Below are 22,793 nucleotides of genomic sequence, written 5' to 3'. Positions count from 1 at the left end.
ATGTAAAATTGTTGTTTAGAAGTTTATATCGAATCGTGTAGGGAACTACACCGAAATTGCATAGAAGCTATAGGAGGAAATCAAGAATGGAAACAGGAACTTCCCGCGTTAAAACTGGTATGGCCGAAATGCAAAAAGGCGGCGTGATTATGGACGTTATGAACGCCGAGCAAGCTAAAATCGCAGAAGCAGCTGGCGCGTCCGCTGTTATGGCGCTTGAGCGCGTACCCGCTGATATTCGTGCAGCAGGTGGCGTATCCCGCATGGCAGATCCAACAATTGTTGAAGATGTTATGAAAGTTGTATCCATTCCAGTCATGGCGAAAGCAAGAATTGGTCACTTCGTTGAAGCGAAAATTCTTGAATCCCTAGGCGTTGACTATATCGATGAGAGTGAAGTACTTACTCCTGCAGATGAAGTGTTCCATATTAACAAGCGTGATTTCACAGTGCCTTTCGTATGTGGCTGCCGTGATCTTGGCGAAGCTTTGCGTCGTATCGGTGAAGGTGCATCCATGCTTCGTACGAAGGGTGAGCCAGGAACTGGTAACATCGTAGAAGCTGTTCGTCACATGCGTACGATTCAAGGTCAAATTCGTAAAGTTCAAAGCATGTCTTTGGATGAGTTGATGTTCGAAGCGAAAACTCTTGGCGCGCCTTACGAGTTGCTTCTGCAAGTTCACCAAACAGGTAAATTACCTGTCGTTAACTTCGCAGCTGGCGGTGTATCCACACCTGCTGATGCAGCGCTTATGATGCACCTTGGTTCTGATGGAGTATTCGTTGGATCCGGTATTTTCAAATCCGATAACCCAGAGAAGTTCGCGAAAGCGATCGTTGAAGCTGTAACGCATTACACAGACTTCAAATTGATTGCTGAAATTTCCAAAAACCTAGGTGCCCCTATGAAGGGAATCGAAATTTCCAAGCTTCAAGCTTCCGAGCGTATGCAGGAGCGCGGCTGGTAATGACGAAGATTGGGGTTCTCGCGCTGCAAGGCGCGGTAGCAGAGCATATACGTGGTATTGAAAAGGCGGGAGCCGAAGGTGTCGTTGTTAAACGCACCGAGCAACTCGCTGAGCTAGATGGCATTATTCTCCCTGGCGGAGAGAGCACGACGATTGGTAAGCTTATGCGCACGTATGGCTTCATCAATGCGTTGCGTGAGTTCTCCGCGGCAGGCAAGCCGGTGTTCGGCACCTGCGCGGGGTTGATTGTCATCGCGAAAGAGATCACCGGACAACCGGAAGCTCATCTCGAGCTGATGGATATTACGGTGGCTCGCAACGCGTTCGGTCGTCAACGCGAAAGCTTTGAGACGGACTTGCCGATCAAAGGCATTGACGAGAACGTTCGCGCGGTGTTCATTCGAGCACCACTCATTGAGAAAGTGGGACCGGATGTGGATGTATTGGCCACGTATGACGGCCAGATCGTAGCTGCGCGTCAAGGACATCTCCTTGCGGCGTCCTTTCACCCAGAGCTAACGGATGATTTCCGTCTGCACAGTTATTTCTTAGACATGGTAAAGCAAAGCCAAGCATAACCAATGGTTCAAGCACCCCGAGTTAACCGGATTGCCGGTATGGGTGCTTGCTTCCATATACAAACCATTTTGCGCTAACGGAGGAATCTCCTTGTTTGATGTAAAGTTACTTCGAAGTGATTTAGCAGCTGTACAAGCTGCCATGCAAAACCGCGGCAAGCAGATCGAGGAGCTTAATGGTTTCACAGCATTAGATGTGAAGCGCAGAGAGCTGCTACAAGAAACGGAACAGCTGAAAAACCGTCGTAATACCGTTTCCCAAGAGGTAGCGGGACGTAAGAGATCCGGTGAAAATGCGGATGAGCTGATTCAAGAAATGAAAGTGGTCGGAGACCGCATTAAAGAGCTTGATGACGAGATCCGTGTCTTGGACGAGTCGTTACAACAAGTCCTACTCTCCATTCCGAATATGCCGCATGCCAGCGTTCCTGTGGGCCGCACGGAGGAAGAGAACGTGGAAGTACGCCGAATTGGCGACATTCCTTCGTTCGATTTCGAAGTGAAGCCACATTGGGAAGTTGCGCAGGATCTGGGCATTCTGGATTTCGAAGCGGCGGCGAAGGTAACAGGTTCGCGTTTCGTGTTCTACAAGGGCTTAGGAGCCCGCCTAGAGCGCGCATTAATCAACTTCATGATGGACTTGCACAGCGATGAGCATGGCTATGAAGAAATGCTGCCTCCATATATCGTCAACCGTGATAGTCTGACAGGTACAGGACAGCTTCCGAAGTTTGAGGAAGATGTGTTCAAACTGGAGAATTCGGAATATTTCCTAATTCCAACAGCGGAAGTACCCGTTACGAATTACCACCGCGAAGATATTCTAACGAATGAACAGCTGCCGGTTAATTTCGTGGCGTTCAGTGCTTGTTTCCGTTCGGAAGCTGGATCCGCTGGTCGTGATACACGGGGCTTAATCAGACAGCACCAATTCAACAAAATTGAGCTTGTTAAGCTTGTAAAGCCCGAAGACTCCTACGAGGAGTTGGAGAAGCTTACAGGGCATGCTGAGCGCGTTCTACAGCTATTGAAGCTGCCTTACCGCGTGCTGTCACTCTGCACAGGTGATATTGGCTTCACGTCGGCGAAGACGTATGATTTGGAAGTATGGCTGCCTAACAGCGGTGCGTACCGCGAGATCTCCAGCTGCTCGAATTTTGAAGACTTCCAAGCGCGCAGAGCGAACATTCGCTTCCGCCGCGATGCGAAGGCGAAGCCCGAGTTCGTGCATACACTGAATGGATCAGGCTTAGCGCTTGGTCGAACAGTGGCTGCGATTCTTGAAAATTACCAGCAAGCGGATGGTTCGATTATCGTTCCAGACGTACTTGTTCCTTACATGAACAACGTTAAAGTCATCACGAAAAAATAGCACTTGCATCGAGTGACGATTATGTGCTACAATGCTTTTTGTCACTGCACAAGGTCGTCTCCCTAATCGGAGACGCCTATCGTGGAGAGGTGGTCGAGTGGTTTAAGGCAGCGGTCTTGAAAACCGCCGAGGTCGCAAGGTCTCCGTGGGTTCGAATCCCACCCTCTCCGTAGCCAAGGTAATACCCAACCAAAAAGTCATGCGATTCTTGAAATCGTGTGGCTTTTTTTGTTTTTCATATACATGACATTGAGGGAGCAAGCTTTACAAAATCTAAATCATATTTTAACAAAAAGTGGGTATTTAGTAGCTGGAGCTTTTCTTATAATGGACGAGATCACCCAATATGAGGAGAGTGAAAACCCTGTGAAGAAGGTTGGAACGATGGTAGTCTCGGTACTTTTATCCGTGGCAGTCACGATAAGTTCTTTAGCAATAGCCATTCCAGCAAGTGCTGTAGCGATAACACCAGGAACGCCGTATCAGGCGAATGGCACTTACGATGTGACAGTACCGCATGTATTCATCAATCAGGTCTATGGCGGCGGTTTGGTAACGGATACAGGAAATACAGCATCTACCCATGGATTTATAGAGCTATATAACCCAACGAGCAGTGATATCAGCTTAGCGGGCTGGTCATTGCAATATGCGGATCGTGGAACATCCGCCAAAACAGGGCCAACGGGCGATTGGGATAAATTAGACCTTGTTGGCACGATTAAAGCCAAGTCCTCCTTTCTTATCCTTGGGCAAGCGACAGGGGCAACCGCACCTAAACTCAACCTCACAAATACCTATGACCAATTATGGAGTACCCGTTTTATCAATAATAAAGGGTTGAAAGTTGTTTTAATGAGTAATCAAACGAAGTTGGATGTCACCAATAAAAACCCTTTTACCAATGTGCCAAAACCTAATGGTTATGTAGATATGATAGGTTCAGGAAGTAATGATGGCGACAATATAGATATTCAAACGGACATTGATGGTTTCGAACTTGATTATCCGAGAGGATCTTCAGAAGGTACTTCCAAAAAGATATCCGTCCGTCGCAAAGCACTAACAGATACGGATAATAACAAGCAGGATTTTGGTCAGTTCGGAATTGCGGATTCGACTACGCAGGAATTGGCAGTCAAAGGACCTAAATATGGGTCATTCGGGCAATGGGGCAATAATGTAACTGTTCTTGGCTACTCGAATGAAACTTTTCCTATAGCCTATGAGCAAGAAGCATACTCGGTATTCATGAATGTGTATGGAGGGAGAGCTCCATTTACGTTCGCAGCTACAGGATTACCTGCCGGATTAGCCATTAATACAGTCACTGGTGAAGTGTACGGTAACCCGACGGAAGTAGTTACATCTAACGTATACATCAAAGTGACAGATAGTTTGTTAACGCAATATGGCCGTAATTTGACGATTAAGGTTGAACCCGCTTCTAACCTATTTAAAGATACGTTGAGCATTACGAAGCTCACAGATTATAAAGTAGGGATTACGAATAAAGACGGTGGTGTTGCCGAGATTGTTAAATACAATAAGGATAATAATAAGTTCTATTTGGTTAATGGATCTGGGAATCCACCTAGCTTAGATATCGTTCGTTTAGATCTTGTGCAAGGCCTAGTTAAAGAGAAAACGATTAAAGTAAAAGATTTAGTTGAAAATAACGGCTTCCTATATGGTGACCTGACAAGTGTGGATGTGAATACGATCACCAAGAAAGTATCTGTATCTGTTCAAGAGTTAGATTCCAAAAAAGCTGGTAAAATTGTCGTTCTGGATTATGACGGCAATGTAGTGAAAACGTACGTCGCAGGTGTTCAGCCAGATATGATTAAATCCACAACGGATGGCAGATATATTTTGACTGCGAATGAAGGCGAGCCTCGCACGGCTGGTACAGATCCTGAAGGTAGTATAACCATCGTTGATACGATGATGGATAGTGTGACACAACTAAGATTTGCCGATCCTTTCGTCATCGATAATAACGTTCATATTCGTGGTGCTTCTAACCCCATACAGATTACGGGTGAAGGGACGAAGGAAGACGCAATTTTTGATTTGGAACCTGAATATATCGCACTATCAGAAGACAACAGTAAAGCCTATGTATCCTTCCAAGAAAATAATGCGATTGGAACGATTGATTTAGCAACGAAAGCTGTTATCTCGATTAAAGGGCTAGGACTGAAGGATTTGAGCCTTGCGCGTAATGCTTTGGATCTCGTAAAAGACAATACGATAAAGTTTGAAAATGTCCCTTTCTATGGTATGTACATGCCAGATGGCATTGCAAGTCAAACGATCAATGGCATTCCTTATGTATTCTCTGCTAATGAGGGAGATGTCACAGAGTGGCCAGGTGTGAGACTCAATGGAAGCACGATTGGCGCGATGAAAGGCAGCTTGGCACCTAATTCACCTGCAGCTCAATTCTTGGCTGGTAAGACGACTTACGACGGCGTAGAAGTAGCTAGTGATATGGGGTCGGATAGTATTTATCTTTATGGCGGCCGTTCCTTCTCAATCTGGCAAGCGAACACGATGGCTCAAGTTTATGACAGTGGAAATGAATTTGAGAAAGTCACAGCACAGCGTGTGCCGAACAATTTTAACACGAGCAATAGCAAGACAGCTTTAGATGATCGGAGCTCGAAGAAAGGCCCAGAGCCTGAAGATGTTAAAGTTGGGAAAGTGGGAAGTAAAACACTTGCTTTCGTGGGACTCGAGCGTGTCGGAGGTATTATGACCTATGACGTATCGGATCCAGTGAATGCGAAGTTCGTGAACTATACGAATTCACGTGTGTTTACACCGAAGGACAATCTGAATACAGATACGGGGCCAGAGGGGATCGATTTCATCCCTGCCGCGATTAGCCCGAATGGGAATCCACTGCTTCTAGTTGCGAATGAGGTGGGAGGAACGGTTGCCGTATATCAGCTTAATGTACAACGGATTAGCGTGGATAGGTCCGCACTTTCTGTTACCAAGGGAGACGCTGCAAGCAAGGTCACAGCAATAGTGACGACGTCTGCAGGAGACGCTGTTGGCTCAGGTACAGTGACTTGGAAGTCGTCGAATTCAGCGGTTGCAACGGTGAGTGCAGAAGGTCTAGTGTCAGCCGTGGATACAGGTAGTGCGGTAATTACAGCTATAAGTCCTGATGGATATGCGACAGCGGAAGTGACGGTAACGGTATCTTCTTCCGGCACATCTTCCTCCGGTCCAGGAGCGGGAACAACACAACCTAGCCAACCAACAACCATTGGAGACACAACCACGATTACGAGCCCAACTGTCAAAGATAGCAAAGGTACCTCAACGGCTAACCTTACGGTTGCGCAAGTAACGGATGCTTTAAAACAGATAACCGAATCAGCAGGGAAATCATCTATTCTTGAAATCAAAGCAACTGTAGATGCTACTTCGAAAGAAGCGGTCATTAAATTGCCTGCGGAATCACTCGTTAAGGTTGCCGATAGCTCCACTGCAGCAGTTAAGTTAGACTTAGGTATTGGCTCGGTCACATTGGATAAAAATGTGCTGTCTGCCATCACCTCTACTGCGACGACGGGTGAAGTATCCCTGTCCATCGCTAAAGCGGATCTAACTGCCGTCACACAACATATGACAGCAAAAGATAGTGACGCCGTTAAAGCGGCTATTGGTGACCGCCCTGTCTTCGATTTCACCATCACAGCAGGAGGCAAAACGGTTTCCACCTTTAACGGAGGTTCAGTTGAGGTTCAAGTACCTTATAAACTGGCGGCTAATGAAGATACGAATGCTATTTTAGCCTTTTACATTGCTGATAATGGCGAGCTCGTTAAAGTCTCGAATAGCTACTACGACGCGGCTACAGGTACACTGGTTTTCAAAATAAGCCACTTCTCGCAGTATGCGGTTGGTTATTCACCCGTTACGTTCGGGGATACGTCAGCAAGCTTTGCTAAGAGCTATATCACATATCTAGCGGCTCGCAATATTATCAATGGAACAGCAGATGGCCAGTTCTCTCCAAATGCCCAAATCAATCGTGCCGATTTCACCTTGATGCTGGCTCGTATGGCTGGCGTGAACCTTAGCGCCTACAAATCGTCTATTTTCCGCGATGTGAAGGTGGACAGCTATTATGCCCAGTCTGTCCAATGGGCAGCTGAGAACGGCCTTACAAGCGGTGTAAGCGAGGGCGTATTCGCACCTGCTGCCAACATCTCGCGTGAGCAAATGGTCACGATGATCGCGAGGTTCGCTGCGCTTCAGAAGTTTAGCTTACCGCAAGCGGTGAGCGCTGAACCTTTCGCAGATGGTGCAGAGATTCCTGCCTTCGCCGTAGACGCGGCGAGAGCGATGCAGCAGGCTGGCATCATTTCCGGGAAATCGGGAAATACATTTGCGCCGAAGGATTTTGCTTCGCGTGAAGAAGCGGCGAAGATGCTGGGTATGCTTTTGCAGCAAATCATCAAATAAACCGGAAGCGGATAGCACTTACTCTTTACACGGATTCAATTCGTGCTGGGGAGTAGGTGTTTTTTTACATGGATAAAACACGGGCGGCTTCCGCATTTTAATCATGTGGAGGTGTTACCTATGAGCAAATCAGATAAGCCTAGCGTGAATCAAGCTGAAATCGTAAAAGAGTGGATGAATGTCATGCCCACTGTCCTGCAACCTGCCGATCAAACAAGGGTATGGGCAGATGAAGGTGATGCGAATGCCATCCGCGTACACATTATGACGGCGGGGCATACCGGCTATTCGTTTGATTTTAAAGTGACGTATGTGGACGCCAGAGAAGTGAAGGTTGAACTAACTGACGTACAACAAGGAACCACGCATATTGACGAACGCAGCGATGTTGTACAGTCGCTAATCGATGATTATGTGCGGCATATTCATGAATGTGCACAGGCCTTGCAGAAGGTCACCAACGCTTAAGTAAGAAGGAGGACACCGTGATGACGAAGCAAAAGAGTCCGGATAAAAATTTGCAAAATGTGGCCAAAGATCTGGATGCCGATCCAGTCAATGCCCATAATGCGCAGCAGGTCCAGCAGAAGGTCAATGACCATCGGCATCAGGATGCTCTAAATCATGAAGGAACAAACTCGTAAAAGAGAGGATGAGGAGCTATGTCTAAACCTAAGAACTATTCCGCAGGCGACAATCTCGTTAATAATGGCAATGTAAAAAACCGAAACAACGCGGGTGGCAATCAGGAGCCGTTGTCTGGATCTAAGAAAGTGAAGAACCAGAATCATCATGGCGGGCACGCTGCGGAAGGGCATGGACACGGCGGATAATAGGCAACGAAATTTTTTTAATAAAACATGATTAAAAAAACGGAAACCGGTCATACTATTATTGTCGGCAAGCAGAGAGGTGTGGTTCCGTTGGAGCAATTAGCGAAAGCGAAACAACCGTTGCAAAGAGGACTTTTCTACCTGTTATAATCAGGCTGGAGGGCGATGTGCTAAAGACACTTACCGTGTTTTATACGCAGATTTAACTTAAGTTTTATGAGTAACAAGGTTCAAAGAAATATCATCAATGCCGACAGAAAAAAGAACCCTTAGGGGTTCTTTTTTTCGTTGTCTATGGTGTTCTGTTGCTTCCGATTCATGACTAACCGAATACCACCTCCGATGAGGAGCACAGCGACTATGAAGGTCTGGCTGAAGTTGTTGATCAAATACATATAATTCCGCGAAGCGGGTAGGAACTGATACATAAATTGTACAAAGACATCGCTGAAGATATAATAGCCTCCGAAAACGATCAAAACAGCGCCAATATAGCGTTGGTAGGCTGTCCAGTTTTCAACGAGAGGCTTGTCAGTTAAAGCCCCATTTTCATACTTAGAAATGCTCTGCAGGGCGTCAAAAAAGCTAAAGAACCATAGAATCGGGATCAAAAAGAAGAAAAGGGACAGTCGCAGCACATCTAACACGTAAATGGAAAAAAGAAAAACTGCCATCAGCTGGATACCGCGTTTGGTCATCGATAAGTACAGGTGCGCCGCACCGGGGAAAATGGCGATAATCGTGGCAAGGGTCCGATTTTTGCGTCCATGTTCATCGCGTTGGAAATCTTCAAACATACTGCGATCTGTGAGCTCTAGCCCAGCTTGTTTGCGATCTAGCTGCTTCAGCGCATCGAACATGGTGTAAAACCAGAGCACTGGCAACGCCAATAGGAACACGATAAAACTTTCATTATGCGTCAGAATGGCGATGAAGAACACGAGAATGGCAATTCCGAAGAAGGAGATCATAGCTGTAAGGCCTCTTTGCATTAAACCAAGCCAGAAATGACCAACACCTGGAATGAAGGAGAGCATGAGAACTTTAGATCTTTCTTGTCTTCCTGCAAATTGAGCATAATAGGAGGCAGTATCCCAAGATGGCACCTCTTGCTCAGGTGGATAAGGTCCATAATGAGCTGATATCGGTTGATGATAGGTTGTTGGAAATGGCATTGGCATTGGCGTTGGAGCTGGAGCGTGCAATAAGTAGATAACCATATCGACCATGTTGATAATCCACGTGAGCCCGATAGGTATAAGCAGAAAGGCGAATTCGTCGGCATCATGGGACACAATTCCTAGAAAAAGTAAGAAAGATAGTCCGAAGAATAAAAAGCCATATAACAAGCCGCGGATGGTACGGTTCATATACAAATGACCCACTCCAGGTATGAAGGACAGTAGGAATGCAACAAGATTACTTTTGGTAGGCATTAAGGCTCTAGGCCTCCTTTTTTGTGTTCATTTTGTAAGGTGTCTAGCCATGTTAATGTTTTATGAATGAAGTGATCCGAAATCGGCACTTGAGCTTTAAGTGAGGCAGGCGCTTCCAGAGGAGGAGCGGGCTTGAAGGCACCCAACGTTCCTAATTCCTGTGACAAGCCATGGAAAAAGCCAGTCGCAACAAGCACAAGCGTCGCGGCTGCCGCAATCCCATAGTGGAACATGGTTGAGCGATGCCAAGCGGGCTTCATTCCTACCGTTCGGGCTATAATGCCATTCACATAGGTTGTTGTCTGTTTAGCGTCTATGTCTGGTATGACAATTACTTGTTCCGCACACTGCATATAGTTGGCTAGACATTCATCACATTGATAGAGATGACTTTCCATCTCTTCTTGTTCTTGTAACGGCAGACGCTCCTCCACATACTGCAACCACGCTTGCTGGTTAAAATGACGACCCTTCATCGAAACTCCTCCTCCTTCCAATGATTTCGCAGCCACATCTTGGCTCTGTATAGCTTCGATTCGACCGTCTTGATTGTAATACCTTGCGCATCGGCAATATCTTGATACGATTGTTGATGAATATAATAGGCCAATAGTACATCCTGGTAGTTTGCTGGGATCTGATGGAGCTTGTGACGAACGAATTCCGTCGTTTCTCTGATCAACACTTCCTGCTCCACACTTAGTTCTGAAGGTGTTGGTCCTGCTGAAGACAGTGCCTCCTCGAATCCGGCGACACTGTCCTCCTTGCGCCGGCTGGTGGCGCGTTTGAAATCGATAGCCCGGTTCACTGCGATGCGGGTCATCCAGGTTTTCAGGCCTTTCTTTTCATACCGAGGGAGGGAGAAGTAGATGCGGGTCCAAACCTCTTGGGACAAGTCTTCGGCGTCCTTCTGATGACGAACAATAGCAGAGATCGTCTGCAGAATATACGGACGGTACCTTGCAATTAATTCACGGAATGCCGTTTCGTCGCCTTTTAGAATACGATCAATTAGTACGTGCTCCTCAATATGCTTCTCCTCCTCTCCGCATGAATAGACGAGACTAGCCCATCTTACCCCTGCACATGTATGAAAAAAAGAGAGAATCGTGAGATTCACTCTTAACTATTATTGCGCTATTGTAGGTTTGTTTGTCCCCAAAGGCTTTTTCTTAGCGGAGCTCTGAACGAACAGATATGCGAGTAGTGCACTGCCAGCACCGAGGACGCCGAGTACAATAAAGCCCTCATTCAGCGAGAAATAGTCGCCAATGATGCCCATAAGGACAGGTCCTACGAACATACCGAGTCCATAAATCGCTTGGAAAAAGCCCATTGCTGTCGCCCGCTTATCCGCAGGCATATGTTTAATGCTCATCCCCATGAGCAGGGTAAACGAAAGTCCGCGACCAAACCCGGCAAATGCCTGTGTAATCATGAGCAGCCAGAGATGATGGGTGAACGGCACCGTAAAGGTGAAGATCCCCATAAGAAGGAAGCCGGCTACAACCATGCGTTTCTCGCCATATTTCATCGCCCAACGCCTTCCGCCGAATAAAGAGGCTAGTGCAACAGGAACGTTCGCGAATAAAGAAAGCAAGGAGAGCGAGAATTTATCTGCGCCAAGCTGCATCGCATAAACTGGCGTGAAGCCGAACACCGTAGCAAATATCAACACCTGCGATAAGATAGCGAGCAGAGAAACAAAGAGAAGTGTGCGATCCGTCGCCACGTTTCCGATTCCGCGCATGGTGATTTTGGGCGCGTCTTTCTCTACTTTTTCGATGAGGAAGAAGGAACCAATCATGCCTAACAGACCAAGTATTGCGCCGAGAATGAACACGGATTCCCAACCCAGCTTGTCTGCTGCCCAGCCTGCACTAAGTATGCCCAGCACCTGACCGAGTGAGTTGAAAAAGGAGATCGTACCGATCGCCTTCGTAGACTCTTCATGCTTGTAATAGCTTGTGAATAGTACCGTAAAATCAACCCAAGTCGCTGCAGCTGCCCCTGCAAGTGCTCGGAGGATCAAGATCCATGTAAAATCGTGCGTGAACCACAGACCGAGTCCCGTAATGGCAGTGAAGAGGAGACCGAAGGTGATGAACAGCCTTCTTTTATGAAAGCGATCTGACATAATGCCTACGGGTATGCGGAGGAGCATCTGCGAGATGCCGTACATACCGACAATCCAGCCTGCCAGTTGATGGCTTCCCCCGAGGAATTCTACGTAAGGCGCCATGATCGGAACACTTGTGTACATCGACATCCAGAACAGCATTGTGACCGCACAGAAGAGCGGGATGCGATAAGATGAAATAGGGCGAGTCGTCATCGGAGTGAGGACCCCTTTCTAATCAGTGATAACTCTATTATCGTTCTTTTGTTAACTGGGCGTCAAAAGGAATATGATTAGGCAAAAAACTGTAACCGTTTTTTAGTGGGCGAATATCCTATGGATAGTTAAAGAAGGAGGGATAGGCGTGTCCGCAATGAATCCTATTCAAGCTAGTCAAGTAAGTGGCGACGTAAAGGCACATTGTAACAAATATATGAATTACCATGTTATTGCACATATGAAAGATGGGTCACAAATTGAGGGAATTATTGATGGTATGGATAATGAAGGCGTCACGATGTTAGTTCCAGAAGAGGTTGGTGGCGAGGGAAGGGAATCGGATCCCTACAGACAACCGTTTGGATATGGATACCGCCGGTTTCGTCGGCAGCATTTTCCGTTTTTTCTTTTTGGATTTCCGTTCTTTAGACCGTTCCCGTACTACCGCCCATTTTATCCTTACTATCCTTGGTATTAGTAGACAAGGGCAATACGGCTGCACCAACCGCACCAAATTTATACCTATATCAACATAAAACAAAAGACGATGCAGTCGGGGATTATCCGATTAGCTATCGTCTTTTTTAATGCGAATTAATTTCGTATACGCGCCCGATACGATTCGAACGTACGACCTACAGTTTAGGAAACTGTTGCTCTATCCTGCTGAGCTACGGGCGCATAGTATCGTCATTCTAACACGAGATGTTTTCGGGGTGCAACCATTTTAACCCATGTGCAAGCAGGAGGTTTGATTTGGAATAAGGAAAGTACATAGTGGAAAAAGAAATCCAATAGAAAGCAGGTGTCGTATGGAGCAACGTCCGGTGATTCATCTCGCCAGAACTAAAGCTGAAATCATACTCGATGTTATTTCCCTGTTCGTAATCATAAGTATGATCGCATATGTCGCCTACATGTGGCAAGATATGCCTGAGAGAATGCCAATGCATTTTAATGGTAAAGGGGAGATCGATGGTTGGGGGAACAAAATGAGCCTAATTGCCTTACCACTCATAGGAGTTATCATCTATGTTGGCTTGACGCTCCTAAGCAAGGTCCCTCATGTGTATAATTATCCGACTCCTATTACAGCCCAGAATGCCAGAGGGCAATACCAGAATGCGCGTTTATTAATAAACAGTCTAAAAACAGTGATTGTCATTCTGTTTGGATTTATTGAATGGTCTGTTATCCAAAGTGCTAAGGAGGGCAACGCTGACCTCAATTGGTGGGTGCTAGGACTCATCCTAGTGATGCTGTTTGGCACGATCATCTTCTTCATCATTCGTTCCATAAAATTAAAGTAAGGGAGGCAAGCTCAATGACGATTTATGTTGGTTTTCTGCGTGGGATTAATGTAGGAGGCAAAAATAAGATCAAAATGGCCGATTTGAAAAAGACGCTAGAGGATTTAGAGTTAACGCAAGTACAGACTTATTTGCAAAGCGGCAATGTGCTGTTCCAATCAGAAGAGTCAGGAGAAGCCCTACGTCCGCGTATTGAAAAAGCAATCAGCGATGCGGTAGGCGTAGCGCCTACTGTTATTTTGTGCACCGCGGGGGAGCTTACTGAACTTGTAAGGAATTGCCCCTATGACGCAGAAGCTTTGTCCGAAGGGGAGAGCATTCAAATCTCCGTGCTTACAGAAGAAGCCCCGCAGACATTCACCGACATCTTATCCAAGGGACAGAGTGAAGTAGATGAATTTCAGATACGGGGCTGCACCATATATTTTCTGTTTCGGCAAAGTGTGTTGGATTCGAAGCTGGCGAGCAACATTCAGAAACTTGGAGATCGTACGACCACACGTAATTGGAATACGATGAGCAAACTCGTAGTGTTAGCCGAGGCCTTACAGCCAGCAAATAATCCGAACGGTAAAGCCCCCTAGGCTTTGCCCCGTAATTTTCGAAAAAACTGCGTTAACATCGTGGAACACTCCTCTTGCAAAACACCGCTAACCACATCGACCCGGTGATTAAACCGGTCTTCCTGCAGCAAGTTCATTAACGTTCCCGCACAGCCGGCCTTCGGATCTACCGTACCATAAATAACTTGAGGCACTCGTGCTTGCACGATCGCACCCGCGCACATCGGACATGGCTCCAATGTCACATAGAGCTGGCAGTCCAGAAGACGCCAAGCCTGCAAATGCTCGCTCGCTTGTTTAATAGCAATCATCTCTGCATGCGCAAGCGGATCAAGGGTTGTTTCACGTAAATTGTAGCCGCGGCCAATGATTTGACCTTGATGGACGACGACCGCGCCGATCGGAACTTCGCGGATGGCTTCGGCTTTCAGCGCCTCACCGATCGCTTCTCTCATCCAAGGGATATGTTGATCCACAGGGGGACACCTCGCAATAATAGTTTATCCACATGTGCATAAAAATCCGAACAAATATTCGTTGTTAACAAGCTGTGGATAACAATGTGGATAACTTATAAACCTGTGGATATTCAATTCCACTACACATTCATACAATAAAAACATTGCCCATGCAAGGATTTTAGTTGAAAGAAGTGCATAAGCTACGTATAATGGTGATTACAGTGGGTCTTTTAGACCAGTTTGGACGAAAGATAGATCATTTAGACCAGTAACGATATATCTATATAAATGAATAGCAGGGTTCGACAATGGCAAACTTGCTGAAAGGCAAGGACGCAAAGCTGAGGGTCTACGGTTCTTATGAACTATGGCAGCCTGGTTACCGAAAATCGATGCTTTTTTGATTGCGGTGATAGGCTGTCCCTAAGTGGGGGGCAGTCTATTTTGTGCGGAAAAGTGTTATGAAATCCATCATTAAGGGAGGGTGAAGATGAGCATGGCAATGAAGCAGGATGCTTTGAAGCGATATGGGAGTAAAGAAGGATATGATGCGGAGGTATTGATTAATTGCCGAGCTGTAGTGGCGAAAGATGATTTCGTGTCAACAGGTATTCTTACCTATGCACAAGGAGACATCATGGAGATTGAGCTGCCGGAATATGAGGTATTTCAGCTTGGTGATAAGACCAAAATGACGTTATACACGAAATCGGGTCTATTCGTTTTTCATTCGACAGTCGTAGCTAGAGAGCCTGGTTCACTGATCGTGATCAATCCACCTGAGAATCGGAAGAAGTTTTCGGAGAAACGGGAGTTCCCGCGGGTCGATGTGAAGAACATAGGATACATTGTAGGATTTCAAAATATAACCCAAAAAGAGCAGCATCACTTGGAAAATCCAATTGAAATTTCGATAAAAAATATTTCCATGAACGGAATTGGCTTTATCATTAATGATAATTCGATGATCGATGGTATTCTTCATAAGAAATGTATGTTGCAAGTTGAGCTAGATTTAGGTTTTGAGATGCCGTGCAGGTTGGAAATTATAAGGAAAGAAAAGCAGGAAGACGGCTACTATTATGGAGCCAGCTTCGAGAGCGTTCCTGCCGAGCAAAGCAATGCATTACGGGGGTTTATTCTTCGAAATCAGATCCAAACCTACTTCGAACAGAAGCGGGATGAAGAGTTCAAAAAAGCAATGGAAAAAAAGTCTGCAGCCAATCAATAGCTTGCAGGCTTTTTTTTGCCCGCTAAGTACTATATAATAAGAAGGATGATTTTCGAAAATTAAGGAGTTGTAACGACAATGGCTTTGAAAGCAGGTATCGTCGGTCTACCGAACGTAGGAAAATCGACATTGTTTAATGCAATTACACAGGCGGGGGCAGAATCTGCGAATTATCCGTTCTGTACGATCGATCCGAATGTTGGGGTAGTAGAAGTACCAGACGAGAGATTGCAGAAGCTGGTGGAAATCGTTGTGCCTAAGAGCATCGTGCCGACAGCCTTTGAATTCGTTGACATTGCGGGTTTAGTTAAGGGTGCGAGCAAAGGCGAAGGCCTTGGAAATAAATTTCTAGCACACATCCGCGAAGTTGATGCGATTGTGCATGTTGTCCGTTGTTTTGAGGATGATAATATTACTCACGTTTCAGGGAAAGTTGATCCGATTGGCGACATCGAGACGATTAATCTTGAATTGATTTTGGCAGACATTGAGTCGGTTGATAAAAAGATCGAGCGTTCACGCAAAAACCTCAAAGGCGGCGACAAGAAAGTAGTTGCTGAAGTTGAATGTTTGGAACGTATCAAAGAAGCCTTATATAATGATATGCCAGCACGCAGCTTGGATTTAACAGAAGATGAGCGCCTTCTGGTTCGCGATCTACATTTGCTAACGATGAAGCCAGTGCTCTACGCGGCAAACGTGAGTGAAGATGAAGTTGCAACGGCGGACGATAATGCATACGTTAAAATTGTGAAGGAATTCGCAGAGAAAGAAAACAACGAAGTTGTTTCCATTAGCGCGAAGGTTGAATCCGAAATTGCTGAGCTGGAAGACGAAGAAAAAGCGATGTTCCTGGAAGAGTTGGGACTTCAAGAGTCCGGCTTGAATAGATTGATTAAAGCTGCTTATCGCAAACTCGGCTTGTACACGTATTTCACAGCTGGAGTTCAAGAAGTTAGAGCATGGACGATTCGTAAAGGAACGAAAGCTCCTCAAGCGGCTGGCGTCATTCATACGGATTTCGAACGTGGATTTATTCGTGCAGAGGTTGTTTCTTATCACGATTTGGCTGCTGCAGGATCCATGGCGGGTGCGAAGGAAAAAGGGCAAGTTCGCCTTGAAGGTAAAGAGTACGTAGTAAATGACGGCGACGTTATGCATTTCCGTTTCAACGTTTAATTACTTACAAAAATAAGAAAGGAGTGATCCCCTATGTTGGATCGACTTCAGTCCATTGTGGACCGCTATGACAAACTAAGCGAGTTATTGTGTGACCCGGATGTAACGAGTGATACGAAGAAACTAAGAGAGTATTCCAAAGAGCAATCTGATCTTCAGGAAGCTTACGATGCTTATAATGAATATAAGAGTGTGAGCGAACAGCTAGCTGATGCGAAAGTGATGCAGAATGAGAAGCTGGATGATGAGATGCGCGAAATGGTCAAAATGGAGATCGAAGAGCTTAGCGAGCAATCTGCTAAACTCGAAGAACATCTCCGCATTTTGATGATGCCGAAAGATCCTAATGATGACAAGAACGTCATCGTGGAAATTCGCGGCGCGGCAGGTGGCGATGAAGCTGCGCTGTTCGCAGGCGACCTCTACCGGATGTATACGCGTTATGCGGATGCGCAAGGTTGGAGAACGGAGATTTTGGATGCATCCGTGAATGATTTGGGCGGATTTAAAGAAATAATTTTCATGATTACGGGTAAAGGTGCCTATAGCAAGCTCAAGTTCGAGAGCGGTGCGCACCGTGTTCAACGTATTCCAGTAACGGAATCCGGTGGACGGATCCACACCTCCACGTCGACGGTTGTTGTTATGCCGGAGGCAGAAGATGTGGAAATCGTCATCCACGATGCGGATATTCGCGTAGACACATTCTGTTCCAGTGGAGCAGGCGGTCAGTCCGTTAATACAACGAAATCCGCTGTGCGTGTAACCCACGTACCAACGGGTATCGTCGCAACGTGTCAGGATGGTAAATCGCAGAACTCCAATAAAGAGTCAGCGCTTCGCGTACTTCGTACGCGGATTTCAGATAAATTGCGTGAAGAAGAAGAAGCGAAATATGCCGGCGAGCGTAAAAGCAAAGTCGGAACGGGCGACCGTTCAGAGCGTATTCGTACGTACAACTTCCCGCAAAGCCGGATTACCGATCACCGTATCGGCTTGACCCTTCACCGTTTGGAGACGGTGCTGAACGGCGATATGGCGGAAATTGTGTCAGCGTTAACGATTGCTGCACAATCCGATGCCTTAGAGGCAATGTAATGACGACTGCCAACATGAGTGTGAGAGAAGCCTTTGTGAAGGCTTCTTCTTTTTTAGCGGAGCAAGGCGTCGCAGAGGCTTCGTCTTGCACAGAGTTATTGTTGCAGCACCTCTTAGGTGGCTGTACGCGGACTGAACTGCTGTTCCGCTGGTGGCAGGAACAGATGCCAGTGGAGCTGGTCGCTACGTGGGACCAGCTCGTTGCAAGGAAGGCCGCGGGTGAACCGGTGCAGTACATTACCGGTGAGCAGGATTTCTTCGGCCTTCCGTTTGAAGTCGGGCCGGCCGTGCTGATCCCGCGGCCGGAGACCGAGCTGCTCGTGGAGGCGATGCTCCACGAGGGTTCGCGTCTGTTCCCGCAAGGCGCTCCGCTGCTTGCGGATGTGGGCACCGGGAGTGGTATCATCCCGGTGACAATCGCACACGCGCGCCCTGCGTGGCGCGTGGCAGCCAGCGACATCTCCGCGGCAGCGCTGGAGATGGCCCGTAAGAATGCGCAGCGCCACGACGTGGCTGCGCGGATAACCTGGCTCGAGGGCGACCTCCTCGAGCCTTATATTGAGCGCGGGCTCGCGCCGGATATGGTGGTGTCGAACCCACCCTACATTCCGGATGGCGACCTGCCGGCGCTGATGCCTGAGGTGCGGCTATTCGAGCCGCACACTGCTCTATTCGGCGGTGTCGAGGGACTCGACCTATACCGCCGGATGGTCTCTCAGCTGCATCGGCTGCCACGAATCCCGACCGTGGTCGGGTTCGAGGTGGGCATCGGGCAGGCGGAGGCGGTTGCGGCGTTGCTGCGCGCCGCCGCGGATTGGAGGGAGATCCGCTTCGTGCAGGATCTCCAAGGGATCGATCGCCACGTGATCGCGATTCGTGCTTCCGAGTAGCCGATCCTCCGAGATCGGCTACCTCACTTCCTCTCTCTATTCGGAGGACCAACTCTATCATTTTGCAAAAAATAATAGATTCATAGGTTTAGCCCCACCCACTATTGTCCATACTGGCTAGTAGATGACGGGAAAGGGAAAGGGGCTACTCTCCATGGTTAAGAGAACGGAGCGCCACTCAGTTAAGAGCTTATCATTCATTGTTTTTGCACTTATACTTATGATTATGTGTTGGGAATCCAATCGTACGAATGCGGCGGTTATTTCGCCTACGATACCAGAAGAATCGATTCGTTTGCGTATTCTAGCAAACTCGGATTCTGCGCAGGACCAAGCCTTGAAACGCGAGATTCGCGATGCGATTATTGCCCGTATGGCGGATTGGGTTGTTGGACCACATTCCTTGGACGAGGCTAGAGCGGTCGTGAATGCGCATTTGCCTGAATTCGATCAACTCGTTGGCGAGATGATTGCCTCCCGCGGCTACAACTACCCGCATACAGTGGAGCTAGGTGTTGTCCCTTTTCCAACCAAAATGTACGGTAACGATGTCTACCCAGCTGGGGATTATGAAGCTTTACGTGTTGTGATTGGTTCTGGTGAAGGACAAAATTGGTGGTGCGTCTTATTTCCACCGTTATGCTTTGTAGATTCCGTATCGGGTGAAGCGGTTGCTTCGGCAGCAGTTGTAGTGGCCAAAACAACGGATGAGAACGGCAAGGAAAAGCAACCGGTTAAAGAAGATAAGGCTAAAACTAGCAAGGACAAAGCTGCTTCTACAGAGAAAGTTGCTAAGAAGGACGCTAAAGTTGAGGTAGTAGCAGCTTCAGTTTCAACTTCCACGACCGAAGAGCCAGCTCAACCGAAAGTGAAGTTCTTTATCTGGGAAATGTTTAAGGCGATCTTTTCCTGGTTTAGCTAATGTACATTTTATTTCATACAAGTAAGGATGAGAGTGATTGTGACAACCTATTGGAACGTGGATCAAGGCGAGCAGAGTGAGTTAGCCCAGGATATAGCAGAGGCAGCAAGTCTCTTGCGACAAGGGGATACAGTCGCTTTTCCGACTGAAACGGTTTACGGACTTGGTGCCGATGCGACGAATACCGAAGCGGTTCTGCAGATTTTTGCCGCAAAAGGGAGGCCCTCCGACAATCCTCTAATCGTACATATCGCTGATGCGACGCAGCTCTCAGGCCTTGTTCAGCCAGATAGTCTCACAGCTTATCATCGGGCGCTAATGAAGGCTTTCTGGCCTGGACCATTAACCATTGTGCTACCTGTACGTGCAGGTAGCCTTTCGCCGTTCGTTACGGCTGGACTGCAAACGGTCGGTATTCGTATCCCAGACCATCCGGTAGCCCTACAGTTGCTGCGGGAAGCGGGACTTCCGATCGCAGCGCCGAGCGCGAATAGCTCGGGTAGACCGAGCCCGACGTTGGCATCGCATGTGCGAGATGATTTGGATGGCAAGATTGGCGGGATTGTAGACGGTGGTGCAACGGGTGTCGGTGTAGAATCTACGGTTATTCAACTTGTAGACGGTGAGTTATACGTGTTGCGGCCAGGTGGAGTGACTTCGGAGCAGCTGCAGGCGGTTTTGCCAGATATGCGTATTCATGTAGCTGAACCGACAGAGGTTGAAGCTGCGGATACGCCTCGTGCGCCAGGTATGAAGTACACGCACTATGCGCCGAAAGGCTATATGCATATCGTTCAAGGGGACGACGAGCTAGAAGTCTCCGCATGGATTCAACGCGATATCGATGCCGCAAAGTCACGGGGAGAGTCAACGGGTATTCTCACTTTTGAAGAAAGAGTAGGCGGATACCGAGCGGATCTCGTTGTCGCATGCGGCTCCTTGTCACAGCCAGAAACAATAGCTCGAGATCTTTATGCCGCTCTGCGGACTTTTGATCACAAAGGCATTAGCTATATTGTTGCAGAAGGTGTTCCAGATGCAGGGATTGGCAGCGCCATTATGAATCGACTGCTCAAAGCAGCAGGCCACGAGCGGGTTCTCCTCTAAATTAGCATGATTCCCAGTTTGTCCGCATATCTTGAGAAAGAATCGTGGACAAGGGGGATCGTGCTATGCTCGCATCTGGGGTACAAGTTGGGCAACTCATGACAATTGGAATAATGGCGATTGCTTTGGGCCTAGATGCTTTTTCGTTAGGAATTGGCATAGGGATGAAGGGCATTCGTCTGTTGGATATTTTGAAAATCAGCATAATTATCGGTCTCTTTCACGTGCTCATGCCATTGATGGGGATGTTTATGGGGCAGTATGTCTCCCTCCTTCTGGGAAATGTCGCTACGGCGGCAGGGGGATGTTTACTTATTTTGCTTGGCGCACATATGGTATATAGCTCGATACGCGGGGAAGAGGCTTCGGCCTTCGATCATCGAACGTTATGGGGGCTTATTATATTTGCACTCAGTGTTAGTATAGATTCCTTCTCAGTGGGTGTTTCTCTTGGGATGTTTGCGACGGACATTGTGCTTACCGTACTGATCTTCGGTCTATTTGGCGGCTTACTCTCAATAGCGGGCTTGCTGCTAGGAAGACGAGTTAGCGGTTGGGTTGGGGAATATGGTGAGGCATTCGGTGGACTTATCCTATTAGGGTTTGGGATCAAGTTTTTACTATGATACAATACGTGTAAGTACGAACGGTGGTATAGCCGTTTATTCTAGGGAGGATTTCATGTTGCGAATTCTATTTGTCTGTACAGGAAATACGTGCCGCAGTCCGTTAGCTGAAGGTTTGCTGCGTATGAGGGTGCATCAAGAGGGGCTTGCGGCGGAGGTCCGTTCGGCAGGTGTATCTGCAATGACGGGTGGTCCGATATCGAGAAACAGCCAGTCACTTCTTCATGAAGCGGGTTTCAAGGAATCGATTAGTTCGCTAGCGATTAGTGCTGCGGATGTCGATTGGGCTGATCTGGTCTTGACGATGACGACGGGTCATAAACGTACCGTGATTGGACGCTTTCCTCATGCGGTCGAGAAGACGTATACGCTCAAAGAGTATGTAGAGGACGATGCTCGCATTCTCAATGCGATTGAGGAGCGAGAGCAGCTTGCGACAGAGCTTCAGCTCAAACAAGCGCTATCTCAGACGGTATCTGTGGAAGAAAGAAGCCGTATGTATGCGCTGGAAAACACAATTCCAGACTATGATATTTCAGATCCTTATGGTGGATCACTAGCCGATTATCGGTATACAGCCGAGGAAATTAGTCGGAGCCTAGATAAATTGGTAAAAAAAATACGCTAGTCTTCCGAGGTTAACTCGGACGTTTGCTTTTTCCATAAAGGCCCTCAGTGGGATAGGCCAATAGAGCTTTACACATTGCTGGGAATGCGATAAAATACAAATAACAAGCAAGACTCAATGTAACTGGCGACGAGTGGGAGTAACCACAATGGAGCATTGAGCTATACGGCCGGTCGCCTGGGCAAAAGAGCAACGCGCGTTTTTTAGCGTGTGCGCTCTTTTTTTCGTTTTTGGTGAGCTTTGGGATATAATAGGATGGTCGGATTCGAACAGTCAAAAAGGAGCGTTTTATTCATGAAAATTGCTTTAGGTGCAGATCATGCAGGCTATCGTTTGAAAGATGTTATCATTCCTTTTATTGAATCATTAGGTCATCAAGTGATCGATTTCGGATGCAGCTGCGGCGACTCCGTCGATTATCCGGATTATGCACTTCAAGTTTGCGAAAAAGTCGTTTCAGGCGAGGCAGATAAAGGGATTCTGCTTTGTGGAACTGGCATTGGGATGTCCATTGCTGCCAATAAAGTTCCGGGAATTCGCTGTGCACTTGTGCATGACCTCTTCTCCGCGAAAGCGACGCGCGAACATAATGATACGAACGTGCTAGCGATGGGTGAGCGAGTAGTTGGACCTGGCGTAGCGGAAGAAATCGTTAAAATCTGGTTAGAGACCGAGTTTTCTGAAGGTGTCCGCCATAAGAATCGCATCAACAAAGTGCAGAGCATCGAAGATCGTTTCACGGTACATCCCTAGAAATGAGGATGC

The 22,793-nt window shown here is 47.3% G+C and carries 24 protein-coding genes, 2 tRNA genes and 2 riboswitches; of the genes, 20 read left to right on the top strand and 6 right to left on the bottom strand.

From position 1 onward, the window contains the following. The first annotated feature begins 86 nt into the window (after positions 1-86). The 8 genes from pdxS (at position 87) to ACSQ8O_RS01175 (ending at position 8,239) form a co-directional block, all read left to right on the top strand. Positions 87-968: a pyridoxal 5'-phosphate synthase lyase subunit PdxS gene (gene pdxS / locus ACSQ8O_RS01210; RefSeq protein WP_056611791.1), complete on the top strand. Its 882-nt coding sequence runs from the start codon at positions 87-89 to the stop codon at positions 966-968. After that, entirely contained in the window at positions 968-1,546 is a 579-nt protein-coding gene (pdxT, locus tag ACSQ8O_RS01205; protein ID WP_436240141.1) for a pyridoxal 5'-phosphate synthase glutaminase subunit PdxT, read from the top strand. The genes pdxS and pdxT overlap by 1 nt, the downstream gene beginning before the upstream one ends. Positions 1,547-1,637: 91 nt before the next feature. Then, positions 1,638-2,918, top strand: coding sequence for a serine--tRNA ligase (serS, locus tag ACSQ8O_RS01200; protein ID WP_056611785.1), 1,281 nt, complete (start codon positions 1,638-1,640; stop codon positions 2,916-2,918). Between the two features lie 83 nt (positions 2,919-3,001). Beyond that, positions 3,002-3,088, top strand: a tRNA-Ser gene (locus tag ACSQ8O_RS01195). A gap of 157 nt (positions 3,089-3,245) precedes the next feature. Continuing rightward, a complete protein-coding gene (locus tag ACSQ8O_RS01190; RefSeq protein WP_436240140.1) occupies positions 3,246-7,406 on the top strand; it encodes a choice-of-anchor I family protein in 4,161 nt (1,386 codons plus the stop codon). A 120-nt stretch (positions 7,407-7,526) separates the two neighbouring features. Beyond that, positions 7,527-7,874 (top strand): hypothetical protein, encoded by a 348-nt coding sequence (locus ACSQ8O_RS01185; protein WP_436240139.1) that lies wholly within the window; start codon positions 7,527-7,529, stop codon positions 7,872-7,874. A 20-nt stretch (positions 7,875-7,894) separates the two neighbouring features. Then, on the top strand, positions 7,895-8,050 hold the full coding sequence (locus tag ACSQ8O_RS01180; protein WP_436240138.1) for a hypothetical protein: 156 nt from the start codon (positions 7,895-7,897) through the stop codon (positions 8,048-8,050). A gap of 18 nt (positions 8,051-8,068) precedes the next feature. Next, positions 8,069-8,239: a small acid-soluble spore protein P gene (locus tag ACSQ8O_RS01175; RefSeq protein WP_157256842.1), complete on the top strand. Its 171-nt coding sequence runs from the start codon at positions 8,069-8,071 to the stop codon at positions 8,237-8,239. Positions 8,240-8,508: 269 nt separating this feature from the next. Here the strand turns inward: ACSQ8O_RS01175 and ACSQ8O_RS01170 are convergent, their stop codons facing one another. The 4 genes from ACSQ8O_RS01170 to ACSQ8O_RS01155 are packed head-to-tail and all read right to left on the bottom strand — an operon-like array spanning position 8,509 to position 12,010. Further along, positions 8,509-9,675, bottom strand: a complete 1,167-nt coding sequence (locus ACSQ8O_RS01170; protein ID WP_436240137.1) for a hypothetical protein — start codon at positions 9,673-9,675, stop codon at positions 8,509-8,511. After that, positions 9,675-10,151, bottom strand: coding sequence for a hypothetical protein (locus tag ACSQ8O_RS01165; protein ID WP_436240136.1), 477 nt, complete (start codon positions 10,149-10,151; stop codon positions 9,675-9,677). Before ACSQ8O_RS01165 ends, ACSQ8O_RS01170 begins: the two co-directional genes overlap by 1 nt. Then, the gene (locus tag ACSQ8O_RS01160) at positions 10,148-10,795 is read right to left on the bottom strand and encodes an RNA polymerase sigma factor (protein ID WP_436240135.1); all 648 of its coding nucleotides are present in this window, start codon (positions 10,793-10,795) and stop codon (positions 10,148-10,150) included. The genes ACSQ8O_RS01165 and ACSQ8O_RS01160 overlap by 4 nt, the downstream gene beginning before the upstream one ends. 9 nt (positions 10,796-10,804) lie before the next feature. Continuing rightward, the gene (locus ACSQ8O_RS01155) at positions 10,805-12,010 is read right to left on the bottom strand and encodes an MFS transporter (protein ID WP_436240134.1); all 1,206 of its coding nucleotides are present in this window, start codon (positions 12,008-12,010) and stop codon (positions 10,805-10,807) included. A 148-nt stretch (positions 12,011-12,158) separates the two neighbouring features. Here ACSQ8O_RS01155 and ACSQ8O_RS01150 point away from each other — a divergent pair, with 148 nt between their 5' ends. Then, positions 12,159-12,491: a hypothetical protein gene (locus ACSQ8O_RS01150; protein WP_436240133.1), complete on the top strand. Its 333-nt coding sequence runs from the start codon at positions 12,159-12,161 to the stop codon at positions 12,489-12,491. A gap of 129 nt (positions 12,492-12,620) precedes the next feature. Here ACSQ8O_RS01150 and ACSQ8O_RS01145 read toward each other — a convergent pair. Then, positions 12,621-12,694, bottom strand: a tRNA-Arg gene (locus ACSQ8O_RS01145). Positions 12,695-12,825: 131 nt separating this feature from the next. On the opposite strand from ACSQ8O_RS01145, the gene ACSQ8O_RS01140 reads away from it, so the two are divergent. Both ACSQ8O_RS01140 and ACSQ8O_RS01135 read left to right on the top strand, forming a co-directional pair. Further along, complete coding sequence (locus tag ACSQ8O_RS01140) at positions 12,826-13,323, top strand: DUF1648 domain-containing protein (RefSeq protein ID WP_436240132.1); 498 nt, start codon at positions 12,826-12,828, stop codon at positions 13,321-13,323. A 14-nt stretch (positions 13,324-13,337) separates the two neighbouring features. Further along, entirely contained in the window at positions 13,338-13,907 is a 570-nt protein-coding gene (locus ACSQ8O_RS01135; RefSeq protein WP_436240131.1) for a DUF1697 domain-containing protein, read from the top strand. On the opposite strand, the gene tadA is transcribed toward ACSQ8O_RS01135, so the two are convergent. Then, the gene (gene tadA, locus ACSQ8O_RS01130; protein ID WP_327205090.1) at positions 13,904-14,362 is read right to left on the bottom strand and encodes a tRNA adenosine(34) deaminase TadA; all 459 of its coding nucleotides are present in this window, start codon (positions 14,360-14,362) and stop codon (positions 13,904-13,906) included. The two genes, ACSQ8O_RS01135 and tadA, sit on opposite strands and share 4 nt — an antisense overlap. A gap of 285 nt (positions 14,363-14,647) precedes the next feature. Continuing rightward, a riboswitch (cyclic di-GMP riboswitch) is annotated at positions 14,648-14,734 on the top strand. Between the two features lie 103 nt (positions 14,735-14,837). Between tadA and ACSQ8O_RS01125 the strand changes: the two genes are divergently transcribed. The 9 genes from ACSQ8O_RS01125 to rpiB all read left to right on the top strand — a co-directional run bounded on the left by ACSQ8O_RS01125 (position 14,838) and on the right by rpiB (position 22,781). Continuing rightward, positions 14,838-15,578, top strand: a complete 741-nt coding sequence (locus ACSQ8O_RS01125) for a PilZ domain-containing protein (protein ID WP_436240130.1) — start codon at positions 14,838-14,840, stop codon at positions 15,576-15,578. Between the two features lie 78 nt (positions 15,579-15,656). After that, positions 15,657-16,757, top strand: a complete 1,101-nt coding sequence (gene ychF / locus ACSQ8O_RS01120) for a redox-regulated ATPase YchF (RefSeq protein WP_236290506.1) — start codon at positions 15,657-15,659, stop codon at positions 16,755-16,757. A 33-nt stretch (positions 16,758-16,790) separates the two neighbouring features. Next, complete coding sequence (prfA, locus tag ACSQ8O_RS01115; RefSeq protein ID WP_056611751.1) at positions 16,791-17,855, top strand: peptide chain release factor 1; 1,065 nt, start codon at positions 16,791-16,793, stop codon at positions 17,853-17,855. After that, complete coding sequence (prmC, locus tag ACSQ8O_RS01110) at positions 17,855-18,745, top strand: peptide chain release factor N(5)-glutamine methyltransferase (protein ID WP_436240129.1); 891 nt, start codon at positions 17,855-17,857, stop codon at positions 18,743-18,745. Before prfA ends, prmC begins: the two co-directional genes overlap by 1 nt. A 154-nt stretch (positions 18,746-18,899) precedes the next feature. Continuing rightward, positions 18,900-19,667 carry a stage II sporulation protein R gene (spoIIR, locus tag ACSQ8O_RS01105; protein ID WP_056611746.1) on the top strand — a complete coding sequence of 256 codons (768 nt, stop codon included), beginning with the start codon at positions 18,900-18,902 and terminating at the stop codon, positions 19,665-19,667. Between the two features lie 27 nt (positions 19,668-19,694). Continuing rightward, on the top strand, positions 19,695-20,774 hold the full coding sequence (locus tag ACSQ8O_RS01100; RefSeq protein WP_436240128.1) for an L-threonylcarbamoyladenylate synthase: 1,080 nt from the start codon (positions 19,695-19,697) through the stop codon (positions 20,772-20,774). A gap of 65 nt (positions 20,775-20,839) precedes the next feature. Continuing rightward, positions 20,840-21,400, top strand: coding sequence for a manganese efflux pump MntP (locus ACSQ8O_RS01095; RefSeq protein ID WP_436240127.1), 561 nt, complete (start codon positions 20,840-20,842; stop codon positions 21,398-21,400). Positions 21,401-21,455: 55 nt separating this feature from the next. Further along, positions 21,456-22,028, top strand: coding sequence for a low molecular weight protein arginine phosphatase (locus tag ACSQ8O_RS01090; RefSeq protein ID WP_436240126.1), 573 nt, complete (start codon positions 21,456-21,458; stop codon positions 22,026-22,028). Positions 22,029-22,137: 109 nt separating this feature from the next. Beyond that, positions 22,138-22,218: riboswitch (ZMP/ZTP riboswitch) on the top strand. Positions 22,219-22,322: 104 nt separating this feature from the next. Then, the gene (gene rpiB, locus ACSQ8O_RS01085) at positions 22,323-22,781 is read left to right on the top strand and encodes a ribose 5-phosphate isomerase B (protein WP_056611733.1); all 459 of its coding nucleotides are present in this window, start codon (positions 22,323-22,325) and stop codon (positions 22,779-22,781) included. The last annotated feature ends 12 nt before the right edge of the window (positions 22,782-22,793 follow it).

The organism is Paenibacillus sp. LjRoot56, from assembly GCF_964253335.1.
In the GTDB taxonomy this organism is placed as follows: domain Bacteria; phylum Bacillota; class Bacilli; order Paenibacillales; family NBRC-103111; genus Paenibacillus_E; species Paenibacillus_E allorhizoplanae.
This window is presented reverse-complemented; position numbering and strand designations above follow the sequence as displayed.

Coding starts and splice junctions, on each gene's coding strand:
- pdxS (WP_056611791.1), top strand. CDS start 87: ATGGAAACAGGAACTTCCCGCGTTAAAACTGGTATGGCCGAAATGCAA.
- pdxT (WP_436240141.1), top strand. CDS start 968: ATGACGAAGATTGGGGTTCTCGCGCTGCAAGGCGCGGTAGCAGAGCAT.
- ACSQ8O_RS01190 (WP_436240140.1), top strand. CDS start 3,246: ATGGACGAGATCACCCAATATGAGGAGAGTGAAAACCCTGTGAAGAAG.
- ACSQ8O_RS01185 (WP_436240139.1), top strand. CDS start 7,527: ATGAGCAAATCAGATAAGCCTAGCGTGAATCAAGCTGAAATCGTAAAA.
- ACSQ8O_RS01180 (WP_436240138.1), top strand. CDS start 7,895: ATGACGAAGCAAAAGAGTCCGGATAAAAATTTGCAAAATGTGGCCAAA.
- ACSQ8O_RS01175 (WP_157256842.1), top strand. CDS start 8,069: ATGTCTAAACCTAAGAACTATTCCGCAGGCGACAATCTCGTTAATAAT.
- ACSQ8O_RS01170 (WP_436240137.1), bottom strand. CDS start 9,675: ATGCCTACCAAAAGTAATCTTGTTGCATTCCTACTGTCCTTCATACCT.
- ACSQ8O_RS01165 (WP_436240136.1), bottom strand. CDS start 10,151: ATGAAGGGTCGTCATTTTAACCAGCAAGCGTGGTTGCAGTATGTGGAG.
- ACSQ8O_RS01155 (WP_436240134.1), bottom strand. CDS start 12,010: ATGACGACTCGCCCTATTTCATCTTATCGCATCCCGCTCTTCTGTGCG.
- ACSQ8O_RS01140 (WP_436240132.1), top strand. CDS start 12,826: ATGGAGCAACGTCCGGTGATTCATCTCGCCAGAACTAAAGCTGAAATC.
- ACSQ8O_RS01135 (WP_436240131.1), top strand. CDS start 13,338: ATGACGATTTATGTTGGTTTTCTGCGTGGGATTAATGTAGGAGGCAAA.
- ACSQ8O_RS01125 (WP_436240130.1), top strand. CDS start 14,838: ATGAGCATGGCAATGAAGCAGGATGCTTTGAAGCGATATGGGAGTAAA.
- ychF (WP_236290506.1), top strand. CDS start 15,657: ATGGCTTTGAAAGCAGGTATCGTCGGTCTACCGAACGTAGGAAAATCG.
- prfA (WP_056611751.1), top strand. CDS start 16,791: ATGTTGGATCGACTTCAGTCCATTGTGGACCGCTATGACAAACTAAGC.
- prmC (WP_436240129.1), top strand. CDS start 17,855: ATGACGACTGCCAACATGAGTGTGAGAGAAGCCTTTGTGAAGGCTTCT.
- spoIIR (WP_056611746.1), top strand. CDS start 18,900: ATGGTTAAGAGAACGGAGCGCCACTCAGTTAAGAGCTTATCATTCATT.
- ACSQ8O_RS01100 (WP_436240128.1), top strand. CDS start 19,695: ATGAGAGTGATTGTGACAACCTATTGGAACGTGGATCAAGGCGAGCAG.
- ACSQ8O_RS01095 (WP_436240127.1), top strand. CDS start 20,840: ATGCTCGCATCTGGGGTACAAGTTGGGCAACTCATGACAATTGGAATA.
- ACSQ8O_RS01090 (WP_436240126.1), top strand. CDS start 21,456: ATGTTGCGAATTCTATTTGTCTGTACAGGAAATACGTGCCGCAGTCCG.
- rpiB (WP_056611733.1), top strand. CDS start 22,323: ATGAAAATTGCTTTAGGTGCAGATCATGCAGGCTATCGTTTGAAAGAT.